This window comes from Streptomyces sp. 11-1-2, from assembly GCF_003595545.1.
GTDB lineage: Bacteria > Actinomycetota > Actinomycetes > Streptomycetales > Streptomycetaceae > Streptomyces > Streptomyces hygroscopicus_B.
On record NZ_CP022545.1, the window covers coordinates 862,297 to 879,863 of the forward strand.

The following is a 17,567-nucleotide window of genomic DNA, read 5'->3' on the forward strand; positions in this document are numbered from 1 at the left end:
CGGTGAACGCGGGGCCGGTGGCGCCCCGGCCCCGCGTTCACCGGCCGTCGGACACACCGGATGCGTCAGATGCGTCGGACACTGGCAGATGGCGCGCCACGGAGGCGTTGAACCGCGCCAGGAACTCCGTCAGCCGGGCGAGGTCCTCGCCCGGCCAGTCCGCGACGGCCTCGCCCAGCAGCCGTGTCCGCCGCTCGGCCGCCAGCGCGACATGGCGGCGCCCGGCGTCGGTCAGCTCCACCCTCCGTATCCGCCGGTCCACGGTGTCCCGCACCCGGGTCACCAGCCCTGCCGCCGTCAGCCGGTCGACCACGCGCACGGCGCGAGCCCGGTCGGACAGCAGCAGGGCGGCGATGTCGGACACGGCGGGGCCCGGCGGGGAGCTGGCCTCGACGAAGCGCAGCACCCGGTAGCCCGTCGGGGTGACACCCGCGGGCAGCCCGCCCAGGAAGCGCTCCCGTACCAGCGGTCCGTACAGCCCGAACCGGGCGTGCCGCAGCTCCCGCAGCACCGCGTCCAGCCCGCGCAGCTCTTCGTCCCGATCGTTCACAGGGAACAGCGTGCTGCGCCGCCACCGCCGCTGGCAACGCACATCCGCCACTGTCCACCGAGATGGTTGTCCGGGTTCGCCGTCCGGTCGTCCGGCGGTAGCCCGCCGTGCCGTGGTGTTCACGGCGCCACGGTGTCAGGCGGCGGCGAGCGCATGGGAGCTTCGCCCCATGACGACGACACCGAAGACCACGGGCACCACATCGACGGAGTCCCGGGTGAGCCGCCGGGGGCTGCTGGGCGCGGCCGGCGCGGCGGCGGCCGGTGCGGGCACCTTGATGTCCCAGCAGCAGGCAGTGGCGGCCTCGCCGGTGCTGTGGACCCGGCCGGAGGGATCCGGGATGCCGCCGGTGAGCGGGCTGCATCTGCAGTTCGGGGCCGACGCCGCCCGGGAGGTCGTGGTGTCCTGGCAGACACCGGTCCCGGTGAGACGGCCACGTGTCATGTTCGGCACCCCGGCCCATGGCATGGGCACCGAGGTCACCGCGCGGACCACCTCCTACCGGGACGCCAAATCCCAGCAGCGCATCTACGTCCATCACGCCCGGCTGAGCCGGCTGCGCCCCGGCACCGGCTACGTCTACGCCGCCGTCCACGACGGGGCGACCCCGGAGGCGGGGTCGTTCCACACCGGGCCGAGTGGCCGGGCACCGTTCACCTTCACCAGCTTCGGCGACCAGGGCACGCCCACGGTGGGCAAGCTGAACGGCCCCAAGCCGCCGAAGATCACCGAGAAGCTCACCTACCTCAACGACAACCTGGGCTCGCCATACGCCAACGACGTGACCACCGCCGTCGAGCGGGTCGCGCCGTTGTTCCATCTCATCAACGGCGATCTGTGCTACGCCAATCTGTCCGAGGACCGGCTGCGCACCTGGTCGGACTGGTTCGACATGACCAGCCGGTCCTCGCGGTTCAGGCCGTGGATGCCCGCGGCCGGCAACCACGAGAACGAGCTGGGCAACGGGCCGATCGGGTTCGCCGCCTACCAGGCGTACTTCTCGCTGCCCGGCAACGGAGGCGACGCCGAGACCCAGGGGCTGTGGTACGCCTTCACCGTAGGCTCGGTGCGCGTCGTGAGCCTGGCCAATGACGACGTGGCCTATCAGGACGCCGGGAACACCTATGTGCGGGGCTATTCCGGCGGGGCCCAGCGGCGCTGGCTGGAGGCCGAGCTCGCACGGGCCCGGGCCGACCGGGACATCGACTGGATCGTGGTCGTCATGCACCAGGTGGTCGTCTCCACGGCCGACCACCCGGGCAACGGCGCCGACCTCGGCATCCGGCAGGAGTGGCTGCCGCTCTTCGACACCTACGGCGTCGACCTGGTCGTCTGCGGCCATGAACACCACTATGAGCGCTCCCACCCGATCCGTGGCCGGGAGCCCAACGACACGATGACGCCGACCCCCGCCGCCACCCGCACCGATCTGGTGGACACCACCGAGGGAACCGTCCATATGGTCATCGGTGGCGGTGGCACCTCGGTCCCTTCGATGGACGTCCTGTTCGACACCCCGCGGTGCAATGTCATCACCGGTGTCGGAGCCACCGGTGCGAATGGCCATAAGACCCCGGTCTATGTGACGGAGGCGGCCCCGTGGTCGGCGGTGCGCGACCGGGTGAACCCCTACGGCTTCGCCGCGTTCTCCGTCGACCCCGGCACCGGACCGGGCGGCCTCACCACGATGACGGTGACCTATTACGCGGTCACCGGGCTCTACGGCCGTACCGAACCCGTGGACACCTTCACGCTCCGGCGGACCCGCGGCGACGGTGAGCGCCGCCGATGAGGGCATGAGGTGATCCGTATCGGGAACGCGGGAGAGCATGCAGACGCTGAACCGATGGGAACGGGCGATAGCGCGCTGGGAGGAATCGCTGCTGGCCAAGGTGGTCCGCAGCGAGCCCGTCGAACTCCTCGGCGCGCTCAAACATGAATGCGACAGCCACGCCGTGGTGTGCGGACCGACCCGGGTGGTCGTGCCCAACGTCTATGACGTCGAGCTCGCCGACGCGGTCCATGACGAGCTCACCCGGCGTGGCTGTCAGGTGGGACAGGAGCTGACGGACCGCCTGGCGCGTCATGCGGAGGACAAGGGCTATGAGTGGGCCGGCCCGCTCACCGTGCATGTGTCCCGGTCCGGCCGGGTGCCCAATGGCAGGTACCGGGTGGCGGGTCGGCCCATGGCCCATATCCGCGCGGACGTGTTCGCCGACGCGCCGGGCTAGTGCGTCAGCGGGGCAGCCCGCCCGGGTCGGTGGCCCACGTGGTGTCGGGCCGGTCGGCCAGGTCGAAGGAGAGCGATCCGCCCTGGCGCAGGAACGAGCCGTCGAGCCATGAGGCGGCGTGGGGTGTGCCGTTCACCCGCACCGCGTGCACATAGAGGCGTGTGTCGGAGGCGTCCGGGGCGCCGATGGTCAGGGCGCGCCGCTGCCCCGCCGGGGCGATCACCGCACGAGGGAAGAGCGGTCCGGTGAGCAGGGCCTCGGCACGCCCCGGGGCCTGGGGATAGATGCCGAGCGCCGCGAACACGTACCACGCGGACATGGTGCCCAGGTCGTCGTTGCCGGGCAGCCCCTTCGGCCCGGTTCCGTACACGGTGGCGACGATCTGGCGCACCGTCTCCTGGGTCTTCCAGGGCTGTCCGAGCGCGTTGTAGAGCCAGGGGGCGTGGATGCCCGGTTCGTTGGTGGGGTCGTAGCGCAGCGGATCGCCGCCGCGGACCGACCAGGAGCCGTCGGGCTTGTGGAAGAAGCCGTCCAGCCGGGCCGCCGCGCTCTCGCGTCCGCCCATGGCCTCGGCGAGCCCCTGTACGTCCTGCGGCACCATCCAGGTGTACGTGGCCGCGCTGCCCTGGGCGAATCCCCGGTCGGACGCCGGGTCGAAGGGGGTCACCCAGGAGCCGTCCCGGTTTCTGGCCTGGATGTAGCCCGCCGTGCCGGTGGCCTCGGGGTTGAACACATGGCGCCAGTAGCCGCCGCGTGCGCCGAGTTCATCGGCCTCCTTCTCCCGGCCGAGCAGCCGGGCCCAGCGGGCGAGCGCGTCATCGGCGACGGAGTCCTCCAGGGTTTCCGCGGCGCCGCCCCAGCAGTGGCAGGCGTCCTGCGCCGCGTACCCCGAGTCCAGGTACTGGGCGAGGTTCGGGCGCTGGCCCTCGCACTGTCCCGGGCAGCCCTTGTCGGAGAGCCCGTCGGGGTGGGGGACGGTGGCCTGGCGGTAGAGGGAGTCGAAGGCACCCTTGGCGTCGAAGTTCCGTACCCCCATGGTGTAGAAGGTGGCGAGCGTGGCGGCGGAGGGGTCGCCCGTCATCACATGGGTGGCGCCGCTGATGTGCACCCAGCGGTCCCACACCCCGCCGTTCTGCCGGGCGAAGTTGAACAGCGACTGCGCGAAGTCCCCGGCGACCCGGGGCTGGAGCAGGGCGAGCAGCTGCACCTGGGCGCGGTACTGGTCCCAGCCGGAGAAGTTGCTGTACTGCGCCGTCTGCCCGCGCTCGAGGCGGTGCGGTGTGCCGTCCATGCCCGGGTAGCGGCCGTCGGTGTCGCTGATCAGGTTGGGCTGCTGGAGCGCGTGGTAGAGGGCGGTGTAGAACGCGGTACGGCGCGGCTCGCTGCCGCCGCTGATCCGGATGGCGCGCAGCCGGCGGTCCCAGGCGGCCCGTCCGGCCGCCGCCACGTCGGCGACGCTCGCCCGGGGCGCTATCTCGGCGCGGAGGTTGGCCTCGGCGCCCGCGCGGGAGACGTACGAGATGCCGAGCCGCATCCGGACATCGTTGTCCCGGGTGGTGTCGAAGCCGACGTATCCGCCGGAGCCACGCCCGGCCCGGTCGGCGCCGGTGAGATAGCCCTCGCCGCCGTCGGCGGTGGTGGCGCCGAGTGAGAGCCGGTCGTTCTCCCAGGTGCCCACGGTGGAGAAGGCGCGGTCGAACGAGGCGCTGAAGTAGAGGCGGTAGTACGTCGTGCGGTTGTTCTCACCGCCGTTGGCGCGCCGCCCGCAGAACGCGCCGGTCAGCACCCAGCCGCTGACCTTGCGCCGCTCGGCGTCGATCTCGATATGCGCGTTCTCGCTGCCGTTGAGGGAGTTGGAGGTGCGGAACAGCAGACGGGCCGGAGCGTCCTTGGGAAAGGAGAAGTCGGCGACACCGGCCCGCTCGCTCACCGCGAGATCGGCGGCCGCGCCCGAGTCGAGCCCCACCCGGTAGCGACCGGGCTCGGCCTTCTCCTGGTCGTGCGAGAAACCGGCGGCGTACTTCTGGTCCTTGGTGTCGGCGGTGGGCGAGCTGTCGACCTCGCCCACGAACGGCATGATCGGCACATCGCCCGCGGCTCCGGGGTGGCAGCCCGCGCCGTTGACATGGGTGAGGCTGAAGCCCCGGACCCGGGTGGTGTCGTAGGAATAGCCGTTGGCCGCCGCGGTGTTGGTCTGGTCGCCCGCGGTGCTGGTCGGCGACCAGGCGATCATGCCGAACGGCAGATTGGCGCCCGGGTAGGTGTTGCCACCGCCCGCCGAGCCGATCAGCGGGTCCACGTAGTCGACGGGGTGACGTACCTCGTCGGCCCGTGGCGCCGCGCTTGCCGCGGGGGCCTCGACGAGCGGGGCGAGCAGTGCGCCGATCGCCACCGCCACTCCCCCGCCGACCAGCGCCGACCAGCGCCGATCGGCGTCTGAGTCTCTTTCGCTGTGCTCCGTGCGTCTCCATCGGGGATCACGCCCTTCCGTGTGTCGATGTGAACCTAGAGGCACACGGTGACGGTGGAGTGAACCGTGCAACAGCGATGCGCGGTTGACGGCGGGACCGGTCCCCGGGACCCGGGTCTACGGTTCCCGCCATGCGGATCACATGGAGACTCGTCCTCGGCTTCCTCGCCGTCTCGGTCCTCGCACTCATGGCCGCCCTGGCGAGTCCGTCGTGGCCCCGGGAGCGGGACGCGGACGGCGGCTCGGGCGCCGCCGCGCCGACGGGGTCGCCCGCCACCGTGCGGGGGGCCGCGCCCTGCACCCTGCACGCCGCCACCCCACGGGAGGCCGCGCGCCGGGCGAAGCCGGGCGACACCGTCTGCTTCGACGGCGATCTGTCCCGGCAGCGGCTGGTCATCACCAGGGGCGGAAGCCGGGAGCACCCGATCACCTACGCCGGGGGCGGGGACGCCGTGGACGGCATCACCATCGAGGCCGACGATGTGATCGTCGAGGGGTTCCGGTCCGTCCGCCCGGAGGCGCCCGGGATCGAGCTGACCGGCCACCGCGTCACCGTGCGGAACAACACCGTGATCGGCCCGAGGGGCGGGGACGGCGACGGTATCCGGTTCTTCGGCGACGACCTGACGATCGCGCACAACACCGTCCGCGACACCGACAACAGCCACGGTCGGCACGCCGACTGCATGCAGACCTTCGCCAGCGACACCCCGCCCAGCCATCGCGTGCGGATCGAGAACAACCGCTGCGAGAAGGTGGACAACATGTGCCTGATGGCCGAGGGCCCGAACGACGGCGAGGGCGACGGCCGGGGCACCACCTCCGACTTCACCATCAGGGGCAACCACTGCGAGACGCTGCGCGCCTCCCAGGCCCTGATGTTCGAGGACGTGCGGAACGCCACCATCACCGGCAATGTGTTCGCCGCCCCCACCGACCACGCCATCGGCCTCGCCTACCACTCGACCGGCGCCCGGGTCGACGGCAACACCCTCCACTCCGGTATCCGCTACGAGGTGGGCATCGACGATTCGTCCAGGGCGGGCTACCGGGGCCCCGAGCCGGGCGGCCCGCCGTAGGAGCCTCTGGGAGGAGGGGCCGGGGGGAGCGGGGGCGCGGGGTTCTCCCGCTCCCCCCGGTGAGCGGGACGCCCGGTCAGGCGGCGCCCGCCGCGTCGCGTGCCGCCGCCAGATCGGCCATCAGGCGTTCCTCGACTGGGACGCCGGAGTCGGAGTACTGCCCGGACAGACACACCGGGCCCGTGTAGCCGAGCTCCGCCAACTGGCCGAGCGCCGCCGACCAGTCGGCCAGCCCGTCGGGGCCCGGCACGAACCAGGGCTTCCAGTGCCCGCCGACGGCTCCGGCGGCCGGTTCGGTGCGCACATGGATGATGTTCTTGAGGTTGACGATGCCGAGCCGCTCGGCGACCAGGGGCAGGGTGATCCGCGGATCGTCGCCCGCCAGCGCGTCGTGGGCGGCGTCCCAGATCACCCGGAAGTGCGGGGCCGGCAGGCCGTCGAGGAGATCCATCACCCCCAGCGCGGAGGACACATAGCGCCCGTGGTGCGGCTGCACCCCGACCTGGACGCCGTACCGCTCCGCGAGGGGCGCCGCGTCCTCCAGCCGCCGCCGTACGCGGCGGACCGAGGCGGCATAGCCGTCGGGGCCCAGCTCGGCCATGACCCGGATCATCGGCACGCCGGCCTCCTGGCAGGCCGCGAAGACGGGTTCGCCGAGATCGCCGGCCACGCTGATCACCTCGACCCCCTCGGCCCGCAGCCGCGCGGTGAACTGAGGCAGCAGCCGTCCGGCTTCGGCCGGACCGGCGCAGTAGATCCAGGACACCAGGTCGTCGATGGTCGGCGAGCAGGTGAAGCCGTACTGGTCCTTCGGCTTGCTCAGCTCGATGGCCAGTTGCCGGAAGGTGTCCCAGCTCATGGGCTCGGTCGGGGAGGGCGGATCGACGCCGTTCCGCTCCAGCAGCGTCTTGTTGTAGTAGAGCACGGTCGGCGCCACATCGAAGCCGATGGCGTAGGTGCGGCCGGCGAACGAGGAGATGGAGCGAATGGCGGGGTAGAAGTCGTCGAGGTCGAAGTCGGGGTCCGCGGCGATGAGATCGTCGAGCGGCCGGTGCGCGCCGCGGGAGGCGTAGGCGGGGATCAGCCAGCCGTTCAGGGCGGTGACCATGCTTGCCGTTCCGCTGACGAGCTGCAGGTCGAGTTTGGTGGGGTAGCCGTCGGAGGGGGTGAGCGTCGAGGCCGATCTGATGTGCATCCGCCGCTCGACGTAATGCCCGAAGTCGGTCCAGACCCGCTGCTCCTCGGGGCTGCTGGACCACATGGACCAGGTGGCCGTGCCGGGCGGCGGGCCGGAGGAACAGCCGCTGAGGGCTCCCGTGGTGGCGAGCCCGCCGAGGGCCGCCCCCTTGAGCAGGGCACGACGGGAAAAGCTGGAAGACATCGTCGTCTCCTCGCTGCTGGGTCGGAGTGCGGCCGAGTTCAGAGAAAGGCCAGGTCCAGGGATTCGGCGCGGATGCGTTCCTCGTCGACCTCGACGCCGAGGCCGGGACCGGAGGGGACGGTGGCGGTGGCCGCGACGATGTCCAGGTTCGCCACGTAGAGATCGGTCAGCAGCTCCGGTCCGTTCAGTTCGGCGGGCAGGGCCAGTTCCAGCTGGCTGAAGAGGTGCAGCGCGGCAGCGAAGCCGATCCCGCAGTCGGTCAGCCCGCTGGCCAGCACCTCCAGCCCGCCCGCCAGCGCGACCTGGGCGGTCTTGAGGGCGTTGCGCAGGCCGCCGGACTTGCAGATCTTGACGACCACCAGATCGGCGGCGTCCAGGCGCAGTGTGCGGGCCAGGCCCTGGGCGGTGAAGCTGCCCTCGTCGATGGCGACCGGCAGGCCGATCAGATCCCGCACCCGGCGCAGGGCGAGGGTGTCGGTGCCCGGCACGGGCTGTTCCACGCAGTGGAGGTGCGGCACCTCGCGTACCGCGTCCATGAGCCGGGTCAGGGCGGTCGGCCGGTAGGACTGATTGGCGTCCAGCCACAGGGGTTTGCCCGCGGCGACCTCCGCGACCGCGGTGATGGCCGCGGTGTCCGCGACGGGATCGCCGCCGATCTTCACCTTGTAGGCGGTGTAGTCCGAGGACTGGAGCGCGTGCTCGCGGACGGCGGAGGGCTCGCCCACGCCGATGGCCGAGCAGAGCGGAACCGTGTCCCGGAGCTTGCCGCCCAGCAGGGCGTGGACGGGCAGCCCGGCCAGTTTGCCGGCCGCGTCGTGCAGGGCGATGTCCACCGCGGCCCGGGCGAACGGAAAGCCGTTGGACACCGCGGGGCTCAGCCGGCGGTTCGCCCAGGCGTGGAACAACTCCACGTCGAACGGGGTGAGTTCGAGCAGGATGGGGGCCAGATGGCGCTTGATGACCACGGCGATCGTCTCGGCGGTCTCGTAGCTCCAGCTGGGCAGGGCCCGCTGTTCGCCCCAGCCGACGACCCCGTCCTCGGTGGTCAGCTTGACGAAGACGACCGCACCCGCCTGGTCGGGGGTGCCGACGGTGCCGCTGCCCAGCACGAACCGCCGGGCGAACGGCACGGCCACGGGGAAGACCTCGACCGCCGTGATACGCGACATGGTGAGTGACTCCTGTCAATGAGGTCGATGACGCGAACGGTCGGGTACGGAGTGCGGAGGTGGCTCAGGAGGTGGCTCAGGCGGCGATGGGCCAGGAGGCGGGGTCGACGAAACTGGGACCGCGGACGCCCTTGTCCAGCCAGTCGGCGACGTCCGCCATCACATAGCCGGCCAGCGCCAGATGCCCGTCCACGGTGTCCCCGGCGATATGTGGGGTGAGCAGCAGATTGGGGCAGCTCAGCACGGACTCGCCGAGGTGCGGCGGCTCGGGGTCGAAGACGTCCAGCGCGGCGAACAGCCGCCCCGCCAGCACCTGTTCGAGCAGCGCGCCCTGGTCGACGGCCGGTCCCCGCGCGGAGTTGACGACCACGGCGTGGTCGGGGATCCGCTCGATGAGCCGGGCGCTCACCAGGCCGCGGGTCTCGGCGACATCGGGCACATGGACGGAGACGAACGGGCAGCCGAGCGCCTCCTCGAGCGTGGCGGTCCGTACCCCCAGCGCGGCGGCCCGCTCCTGGTCCAGATACGGGTCGTACACCACCACCTCGCAGCCGAACGGCCGGAGCAGGGTGATCAGGGCGCGGGCCGTGGAGCTCGCGCCGAGGATGCCCACCCGGTGGCCGGTGAGTTCACCGCCCCGGAAACCGCTCTGCTTCCAGCCGCCGGCCCGTATCGCGGTGTCGAACAGCGGCAGCCGGCGGGCCAGGGTGAGCATCGCCGCCAGGCAGTACTCCCCCACGGACCAGGCGATCCGCCCGGCGGCCGAGAAGACCGTGACGCCCTGGTCGAGCACCTCGCGGTCGATGAGCTTCTTCACCGTCCCGGCGGCGTGCGCCACCACCTGAGGGCCACCGCCGCCTGACCAGATCGCCCGGTCCAGACGGGGCGTGCCCCAACTGGTCAGCAGTACGTCACTGCCGACGGCGAGCCGGGCCACCCCGTCCTCGGTCAGCGGCTCATCGGCCCAGGTCACTTCGTAACGTTTCTCGATCAGCTGCCGGGCCTCGGCGCTGATCACATCGGCGGCACGCTGGGGGGTCATGGCGACGGCGAGTCTGGACAACCTGGCTCCTCGGACGGGATCGGCGCGGATCTGCCCTGGCGGTCGTCATGACCGTAGAGGCGGGCCGCCATGCCCGTCCAAGCCCACTTTCGCATCGCCCCATACTCTGAGGGTATGAACCTCTCCCCGCAGCAGCTCCGCGGCTTCGTGGCGGTGGCGGAGGAACAGCACTTCGGCCGGGCCGCCGCGCGCCTGAACATGACCCAGCCCCCGCTGACCCGTCAGATCCAGGCCCTGGAACGCGCCCTGGACGTCGTCCTGTTCGAGCGCACCGGGCGGGGTGCCCGGATCACCGCCGCGGGCCAGGTCTTCCTCGACCACTGCCACCGGGTCCTGGCCCTGCTGGACGCCGCGCCGACCGCCACCCGTCGTGCCGCCGACGGCCGCACCGGCACCCTGCGGCTCGCCTTCACCGCGATCGGCGCGTACGCCATCCTGGCCGATGTCCTGGATCTGGTGAACCGCCACCTCCCCGACGTCACCGTCGAGCTGACCGAACTGGTCAGCCCCGACCAGTTCGCCGCCCTCTCGGAGCTGCGCATCGACCTGGGTCTGGTGCGGCCGCCCATCCCCGAGGGGTACGCGTCGCTCCTGGTCCACTCCGAGGACCTGGTCCTCGCGGTCCCCGCCGGCCACCCGCTGGCCCACGTCGGCGACAGCTCCCCCGTCGCCCTGACGGACGTGGCCGATGACTACATCGGGTACAGCCCCGAGGGTTCCCGCTATCTGCACGACATCTGCGCCGCCATGATCGGCGTGGACCGCTACGCCGTCAGCCAGTTGACCTCCCAGGTACCCACCATGCTCGCCCTGGTCCGCGCGGGCCTCGGCTGCGCCCTGATACCCCGCTCGATCATGACCATGGGCGTCCACGGCGTCCGCTACCGCGAACTGGCCCCCGCCGACGCCCACTCCGTCACCCTCCACGCCTGCTGGAGCCCCGACAGCCCCAACCCGGCCCTCCAGCGGCTGGTGGACGTCCTCACCCGGGAGCGCCTGGGGAGCGGCGCCGTGACGCATGAGGCCGGAGGTGGCTGTGAGATAGGCCATACACGGCCGAAGTAACAGCTCAAAGAGGCGTAAACAACCGCTGCGCCATTGAGCACAGACCCGCCGCGGTCCGTATTCGCCGGTGCAAGCACGGGCAGACACTGCTCTGCACAACGACCGGCGTCCCCGCCAGGAGGCTCTATGCGATCCCGGTACTTCGTGACAGGTACCTCCCTCCTCATAGGTTCCGTGGTGGTCACCCTCGGCGTGATCATGTCGCCCGCCCTGACGGGTGTGCAGCAGGAGAACCAGACGAACCTGGCGAAGACGAACTCGACGCAGTACGGACCGCTCACCGGGGCCGACAAGGAGTTCGTGGTCAAGGTCCGGCTCGCCGGGCTGTGGGAGTACCCCGTCGGTGAGCTGGCCCTCAAGAAGGGCACCACGGCGCCGGTGAAGACAGCCGGTGAACATCTGATCGTGGGGCATGCGCAACTGGACGACGCGGCACGGGACATCGCGCCCAAACTCGGCATCACCCTGCCCAACAAGCCCACACCGCAGCAGCAGGGATTCCTGGACACGCTCACGGCCGCCACGGGCAAGAACTTCGACAGCGAGATGGCCCAGATCCTGCGCATCACCCACGGCCAGATCTTCAGCTCCATCGCCAAGATCCGGGCGACCAGCAAGAACACCCTGGTGCGTCAGCTCGCCACGCAGGCCAACAACACGGTGTTGGACCACATCACGCAGATGGAGAACACCGGGATGGTCGACTACGAGCGGCTTCCCGCGCAGATCACCGAGACTCCGACCCAGGGCCCGGACTTCACCAAGCCGGTGATGCCCAAGCCCGGGGAGCCGATGGTGGTCCTGAAGAAGCCGGCCTCGCTCGAGGGCAAGGGCGAACCGCCCACACCCTCCCCGCCCGCTCCGGTCGACGACGCCCCGGGCTCCTCGGCCTCCCCCTCCACTCCGGGCGCCACCGCCTCCCCCTCCGCACCCGCCGTTCGGTAACGCACCGTCAGGACAGCGCAGACAAGCCGGGTGAAACGCGGGCGGTTTCCGCCACATCGGTACCGTCAAATCTCGCCACTCTGTGCGGCACAGGGGTGTGAAACGACCCCGGGAAAGCCTTGTGGGCACCCCTGTCGGGCACCGCGCCGCGTTCCGGCTCCCTGCGAATGCGTACTCGACCATCGCACGACCGTCTACTGACCCATCCACCACGCCTGCAATAGGACGGTGGAATATGCGCCCGCCCGTCTGTGGCCCGGTGGGCCCCTAAGCGGCTATGAATCCGATCAGAGGGCCGGTGACCGGGCCCGGCGTGGCGCCCGGCAGGGCTGCCGAGGCATACGGGGCCCATGGGGCGGCGGACCCTACTACACGCCCCGCACTATTTCCGAGCATTACTGGATTTAACCCCCAACCGCTGAACCCTGCGTAACCTCTCCGTCACTGGCGAAGCGCCCCGGTGGGCGCCCGCCACGGGCGACGCAGGGAAGGGGAGGCCGCATGCCCGGAATCGACGAGTGCTTGCTGGAAGCGATGACCGTGAACGGCGCGCGCGGAGCCGCCGTGATCGAGTGGACCAGCGGACTCGCGCTCGGCATGGTCGGCGAGGTGCGGGACGAGGACCCCGAGGCCACGGCGGCGGAGACGGCCGAGCTGGCCCGGATGGCCGCCGAGCAGCGGGCGTTCGCCGCACTGGGCTCCGGAGGCGTGAAGGGCGGCTCGGACAGCGGCGCCGACGCGGACGATACGGACGGGGAGCCCGCCGTCGAGGACGTCATCGTCACCACCAGCACCTGCTACCACCTGCTGCGCTTCGTCGACACGGCCTTCGACAGCGGCGTCTTCTTCTATCTCTGGCTCGACCGCCGGGAGGGGAATCTGGCGCTCGCCCGGATGCGGCTGCGCGATATGTGCGGGCGTCTGGCGCTGATATGAGCATGCCTCGCAGGGCCGGTGGGCGAGCCGGCCACGCGCCCAGCCTCACCGGGCTCGCCGCCGAGCGGGCCAGCGGCGCCCTGCTGTGCGACGCGGGCACCGTCTATCTCCGGGACGGCCAGGTGGTGCACGCCGAAAGCCCCGTGGCCCCCGGGATCGAGGTGCTGCTCACCACCGGTGGGCGGCTGACCGCCGACAACTGGCGGGAGGCGGTGGGCCGGACGGGCCCGGCCGGCGGGGTCGGGCGGTTCCTCGTCGACAGCGGCCGGCTGTCGGACGCGGAGCTGGAGATCTGCCATCTGGGTGCGCTGTTCGACGCGGCGTACTTCGCACTCGGGCACGGCAGCGGCCCCCGCGGCTTCCAGCGGGGCGCGGCCCACTGGCTCGGACCGGTGCGCGCGGTGGGCGCGGTCGCCGTCGAGCGCGAGACCCGGCGCCGCGGCAAGCTGCTGGACTCCCTGTGGCCGTATCCGCAGGTGGACACCGAGCCGGTGGTGCTCCGCCGCCCCGATGGCCACGCCCCGGCGGTGACCGCCCGTCAGCGCGCGGTGCTGGCGCTGGCCGACGGGGTGCGCACCCCCGCCCGTATCGCGCGGCAACTGGGCCGTCCCGCCTTCCACACGCTGATCGACATTCGGCGGCTGGCGGCGGCGGGCCATGTCGCCACACCACGGCCCGCCCGTCCGGGACATCCGGGCGGCCCCGATCTGCCCGCCCGGTCCGGCGTCTCCGCGCCGCCCGCCCCGGACCGCGGTCAAGCCGCGGCCGTCTTCACCGATCCCGACATCGACCTGCTGCGCCGGCTCCGCGACGCCTTGGAGGCAACGCTGTGATTCCCCCGACCGACCCGCCCGCCCCGTGCGCGGCGTCATGAGACTCGGCCTGCGGCAGCGCACGGAGCGGAAGTGGCTGCTGGCAGCCGAGCCCGACGTACTGGAGGAGCTGCGCCGGCTGCGGGCCCGGGTGACCCATGTGACCGGCGCCCTGGCCGCCACCAGCGACGGCGTGGTGCTGGCGCATGACACGGCCGTCGAGGCCGAGGGCGTGGCGGCGCTGACCGCCGCGGCCCTCGGGGTGGCGCAGTCGCTGGCGGGCGCCACCGGGCGGGGCACCTTCCGCGAACTGCTGGTCCGCGGCGAGAACGGCTATGTGGCCACCTATGCCGCGGGTTCCACGGCCGTGCTGACCGTTCTGGCCGGTGACCGCACCAATGTCGGCCGCCTCCATATGGAGGCCCGCCGCTCGGGCGCCCGGCTCGCCGACCTGGTGGGCGTCGCCCTCAGCAGGGCCGAGCAGCCCTGACCACCACGACCTTTTCCGCCCGGCGCGTACACCCGCGCCGGCACCCGACCGGACATCACTGACATCGAAAGGAACAGCCACGATCATGGCGAACACCCAGACCGCGCTCAAAGAGGCGATGACGTCCATCGAGGGCGCCCTCGGCGCCGCGCTGGTCGACTACTCCAGCGGGATGGCCCTCGGCACCGTGGGCGGCGGAAAAGAACTCGACCTGACGGTGGCCGCCGCGGGCAACACCGATGTGGTGCGCGCCAAGGTGCGGACCATGGAACAGCTCGGTCTGCAGGACTCCATCGAGGACATCCTCATCACCCTCGGCAGCCAGTACCACCTGATACGGCTGCTGAAGAGCCGGGACAGCCAGGGCCTCTTCCTCTATCTGGCGCTGGACAAGAACCGGGCCAACCTGGCGATGGCACGGCACCAGCTCCGCAGGATCGAGGCCGAGCTGGAGGTCTGAGGTCCGGGCCGTACCGCCCCCGATACGGGCACGGGGGGCCGCTCGATGAGCGGCCCCACCGTCCGACCGGGCCGGTCGGCATGCGCGGGGTCACCGCACTCAACGCACCAGGCAGGGACGCTTGTTGTCGAAGGTCCAGCCCGGAACGAGATAGCGCATGCCGACCGCGTCGTCCCGCGCCCCCAGCGCCTTCTCCTGGTAGAGGGCGTGGGCGGCGAGGAGCCGGTCGCGGTCGAGCCGGATGCCGAGCCCGGGGGCGTCCGGGATGGCGATCTCACCGCCGGTGATCCGCGGCGGCTCGACGGTGAGCCGCTCCAGTCCCTCCTGCCAGATCCAGTGGGTGTCCAGGGCGTTGTACTCGCCCGGGGCGGCGGCTCCGCAGTGAGCCACCATCGCCAGGGAGATGTCGAAGTGGTTGTTGGAGTGGCATCCCCAGGTCAGGCCCATCTCATGGCAGAGCTGGGCCACCCGCACCGACCCCTGCATGGTCCAGAAATGGGGGTCGGCCAGCGGAATGGAGACGGACTGCAGCGCCAGTGCGTGAGTCATCTGCCGCCAGTCCGTGGCGATCATGTTGGTGGCCGTGGGCAGTCCGGTGGCGCGCCGGAACTCGGCCAGGATCTCCCGGCCCGAGTAGCCGTCCTCGGCCCCGCAGGGGTCCTCGGCGTAAGCGAGCGTGCCGAGCAGCGGCCGGCACAGCTCGATCGCCTCGCGCAGCGACCAGGCGCCGTTGGGGTCGAGGGTGATGCGGGCGTCGGGGAATCGCTCCTTGAGCGCCCGTACCGCCTTGACCTCCTCGTTTCCCTCCAGGACACCACCCTTGAGCTTGAAGTCCTTGAAGCCGTAGAGGTCGTAGGTGGCCTCGGCCTGGCGGACGATCGCCTCGGGGGTCAGCGCCTCCTCGTGGCGGATGCGGTACCACTCCGCTTCGGCGCCGGGTTCGCGGACGTACTCCAGGTCGGTCCGGTCGGGGTCGCCGACGTAGAACAGATAGCCCAGGACCCGTACCGCGTCGCGCTGCTGACCGTCGCCCAGGAGCGCCGCCACGGGCACCTCCAGATGCTGGCCCAACAGGTCCAGCAGGGCCGACTCGACGGCGGTGACGGCGTGCACGGTGGTGCGCAGATCGAAGGTCTGGGTGCCCCGGCCCCCGGCGTCGCGGTCGCGGAACCGCCGCCCGATCTCGCCCAGCACCCGCTTGTAGTCGCCCACCCGCGCCCCGACGACGAGGGATTCGGCGTCGCGCAGCGTCTGGGTGATCTTCTCACCGCCGGGGACCTCCCCCAGTCCGGTACGGCCCTCGGAGTCCTCGAGGACGACCACGTTGCGGGTGAAGTAGGGGCCGTGGGCGCCGGAGAGGTTCAGCTCCATGCTGTCCCGGCCGGCGACCGGATAGACGGCGAACGAGGTGACGGTCGGCTGGCTCATCGAGGCGTCCTTGGGTCGGTGTCGGAGGGGTCGCACAGGGGGAGGGTTCAGATGATGGCCTCGATGGCCAGCACGCCGCCGAGGCCGAGGACCGCGAGCACGGTGGTGTAGGTGGTGCGCGCCTTGATGGCGTCGATGACGGAGAGGTTGAAGTACTCCTTGAACATCCAGAAGCCGGGGTCGTTCACATGGCTGAAGGCGATCGATCCGCAGGAGACGGCGAGGACCATCAGCTCGGGGTGGACTCCGCTGTTCTCCAGGAGCGGCTGCACCACACCGGCGGCGGTGACCACGGCGACCGTAGCCGATCCGAGCGCCACCCGCAGGACGACGGCGATGAGCCAGGCGAGGATGATCGGCGAGATGGACCAGTCGTCCGTGAGGTCCTTGATGTAGTCGGAGATCCCGCCGTCGACCAGGACCTCCTTGAAGGCGCCGCCGGCCCCGATGACCAGCAGGATCATCGCCATCGCCTGGGCCGCCGAGTTGCAGGAGGCGCTGACCTCGGCCAGGCTCCGGCCGATCCGGGGGCCGAACGCCCACACCGCCAGCAGCAGGGTCAGCAGCAGGGCGATCGGGGCGGAGCCGATGAAGGTGATGACGTGCAGGGCGGGGCTGTCGCCGGACACGGCCATGTCGGTCACCGCGGCACCGGCGATCAGCACCACCGGGACCAGGGCCACCGACAGCGACCAGCCGAGGCCCGGCATCTCCTCCTCGGTGAAGGTGCGCTCGCTGACCAGGCCCTTGGGGATCTCGGGGTCCATCCGCCGGACGAACGGGAGCCGCGGCCACACCAGGGCGATCAGCGCACCGGCCGGAACGGCGATGAACAGCCCGTAGAACAGGGTCAGGCCGACGGAGGCGTGGAAGCTCGAGGCCACCGCGGTGGGCCCGGGGTGCGGCGGCAGAAAGCTGTGCATGGTCGACAGGGCGATCGACATCGGAAGCCCGACCCACAGCAGGTTCTTCCGGGTGACCCGGACGATGGTGAACGCCACCGGCACGATGATGACGAAGGCGACCTCGTAGAACATGGTCACGCCGATGAGCATGGCGGTGACCACCATCGCCACCTGGACCCAGCGCAGTCCGAAGGTGTCGATGAGGGTGTTGGCTATCCGCTGGGCCGCGCCGCAGTCGCCCATGACCCGGCCGACCATGGCGCCGAGACCGACGACGAGCATGGTGTCGCCGATCTGACCCCCGACGCCCTCTCCGAGGACATCGGGGATCTTCTCCACCTCGACCCCCTGCACCAGCGCGACGCCGACGGCCACGAGGAGCAGGGCGATGAAGCCGTTGAGCTTCAGCTTGGTCATGAGGAACAGCAGGATCACCACGCTGATTCCGACGACGACGAGAGGCATGTCTTCAGTTCCCCTTTGAACTGCGGCCGGTGAGCTGGAGGCTCGAGCGGATCGCCACACGGGCCAAGGAGTCCACGTACATGCACTCCGTCTATATATGAAGATGGAGGCTAGAGCG

General features: G+C 71.1%; 16 protein-coding genes. 9 read left to right on the top strand and 7 right to left on the bottom strand.

Annotated elements, in window-relative coordinates:
* Positions 1 to 37: 37 nt before the first annotated feature.
* Complete coding sequence (locus tag CGL27_RS04040) at positions 38 to 550, bottom strand: MarR family transcriptional regulator (RefSeq protein WP_162952866.1); 513 nt, start codon at positions 548 to 550, stop codon at positions 38 to 40.
* A 169-nt stretch (positions 551 to 719) separates the two neighbouring features.
* Between CGL27_RS04040 and CGL27_RS04045 the strand changes: the two genes are divergently transcribed.
* Together CGL27_RS04045 and CGL27_RS04050 are read left to right on the top strand one after the other, a co-directional pair.
* Positions 720 to 2,342 carry a metallophosphoesterase family protein gene (locus CGL27_RS04045; RefSeq protein WP_119984583.1) on the top strand — a complete coding sequence of 541 codons (1,623 nt, stop codon included), beginning with the start codon at positions 720 to 722 and terminating at the stop codon, positions 2,340 to 2,342.
* Positions 2,343 to 2,379: 37 nt separating this feature from the next.
* The gene (locus CGL27_RS04050) at positions 2,380 to 2,781 is read left to right on the top strand and encodes a DUF3662 domain-containing protein (protein WP_078638505.1); all 402 of its coding nucleotides are present in this window, start codon (positions 2,380 to 2,382) and stop codon (positions 2,779 to 2,781) included.
* A 4-nt stretch (positions 2,782 to 2,785) separates the two neighbouring features.
* Here the strand turns inward: CGL27_RS04050 and CGL27_RS04055 are convergent, their stop codons facing one another.
* Positions 2,786 to 5,173, bottom strand: coding sequence for a GH92 family glycosyl hydrolase (locus CGL27_RS04055; RefSeq protein ID WP_119984585.1), 2,388 nt, complete (start codon positions 5,171 to 5,173; stop codon positions 2,786 to 2,788).
* Between the two features lie 209 nt (positions 5,174 to 5,382).
* Between CGL27_RS04055 and CGL27_RS04060 the strand changes: the two genes are divergently transcribed.
* Complete coding sequence (locus CGL27_RS04060) at positions 5,383 to 6,330, top strand: right-handed parallel beta-helix repeat-containing protein (RefSeq protein WP_119984587.1); 948 nt, start codon at positions 5,383 to 5,385, stop codon at positions 6,328 to 6,330.
* A 76-nt stretch (positions 6,331 to 6,406) separates the two neighbouring features.
* Here the strand turns inward: CGL27_RS04060 and CGL27_RS51460 are convergent, their stop codons facing one another.
* The 3 genes from CGL27_RS51460 to CGL27_RS04075 all read right to left on the bottom strand — a co-directional run bounded on the left by CGL27_RS51460 (position 6,407) and on the right by CGL27_RS04075 (position 9,943).
* On the bottom strand, positions 6,407 to 7,711 hold the full coding sequence (locus CGL27_RS51460) for an extracellular solute-binding protein (protein WP_119984589.1): 1,305 nt from the start codon (positions 7,709 to 7,711) through the stop codon (positions 6,407 to 6,409).
* A 38-nt stretch (positions 7,712 to 7,749) separates the two neighbouring features.
* Complete coding sequence (locus tag CGL27_RS04070) at positions 7,750 to 8,880, bottom strand: enolase C-terminal domain-like protein (RefSeq protein WP_119984591.1); 1,131 nt, start codon at positions 8,878 to 8,880, stop codon at positions 7,750 to 7,752.
* 76 nt (positions 8,881 to 8,956) lie between these two features.
* The gene (locus tag CGL27_RS04075; protein WP_119984593.1) at positions 8,957 to 9,943 is read right to left on the bottom strand and encodes a hydroxyacid dehydrogenase; all 987 of its coding nucleotides are present in this window, start codon (positions 9,941 to 9,943) and stop codon (positions 8,957 to 8,959) included.
* 114 nt (positions 9,944 to 10,057) lie between these two features.
* Between CGL27_RS04075 and CGL27_RS04080 the strand changes: the two genes are divergently transcribed.
* The 6 genes from CGL27_RS04080 to CGL27_RS04105 all read left to right on the top strand — a co-directional run bounded on the left by CGL27_RS04080 (position 10,058) and on the right by CGL27_RS04105 (position 14,651).
* Positions 10,058 to 11,008 carry a LysR family transcriptional regulator gene (locus tag CGL27_RS04080; RefSeq protein ID WP_240450342.1) on the top strand — a complete coding sequence of 317 codons (951 nt, stop codon included), beginning with the start codon at positions 10,058 to 10,060 and terminating at the stop codon, positions 11,006 to 11,008.
* 126 nt (positions 11,009 to 11,134) lie between these two features.
* A complete protein-coding gene (locus CGL27_RS04085) occupies positions 11,135 to 11,953 on the top strand; it encodes a DUF4142 domain-containing protein (RefSeq protein WP_119984597.1) in 819 nt (272 codons plus the stop codon).
* 501 nt (positions 11,954 to 12,454) lie between these two features.
* A complete protein-coding gene (locus CGL27_RS04090; RefSeq protein WP_119984599.1) occupies positions 12,455 to 12,889 on the top strand; it encodes a hypothetical protein in 435 nt (144 codons plus the stop codon).
* On the top strand, positions 12,886 to 13,722 hold the full coding sequence (locus CGL27_RS04095; protein ID WP_119984601.1) for a transcriptional regulator: 837 nt from the start codon (positions 12,886 to 12,888) through the stop codon (positions 13,720 to 13,722). Before CGL27_RS04090 ends, CGL27_RS04095 begins: the two co-directional genes overlap by 4 nt.
* Positions 13,723 to 13,759: 37 nt before the next feature.
* Complete coding sequence (locus tag CGL27_RS04100) at positions 13,760 to 14,191, top strand: roadblock/LC7 domain-containing protein (protein WP_119994235.1); 432 nt, start codon at positions 13,760 to 13,762, stop codon at positions 14,189 to 14,191.
* 85 nt (positions 14,192 to 14,276) lie between these two features.
* Positions 14,277 to 14,651 carry a hypothetical protein gene (locus tag CGL27_RS04105; protein WP_078638518.1) on the top strand — a complete coding sequence of 125 codons (375 nt, stop codon included), beginning with the start codon at positions 14,277 to 14,279 and terminating at the stop codon, positions 14,649 to 14,651.
* Between the two features lie 99 nt (positions 14,652 to 14,750).
* Here the strand turns inward: CGL27_RS04105 and CGL27_RS04110 are convergent, their stop codons facing one another.
* The gene (locus tag CGL27_RS04110; protein ID WP_078638519.1) at positions 14,751 to 16,079 is read right to left on the bottom strand and encodes an enolase C-terminal domain-like protein; all 1,329 of its coding nucleotides are present in this window, start codon (positions 16,077 to 16,079) and stop codon (positions 14,751 to 14,753) included.
* Positions 16,080 to 16,126: 47 nt separating this feature from the next.
* Positions 16,127 to 17,449 (bottom strand): gluconate:H+ symporter, encoded by a 1,323-nt coding sequence (locus tag CGL27_RS04115; protein ID WP_119984603.1) that lies wholly within the window; start codon positions 17,447 to 17,449, stop codon positions 16,127 to 16,129.
* Between the last annotated feature and the right edge of the window lie 118 nt (positions 17,450 to 17,567).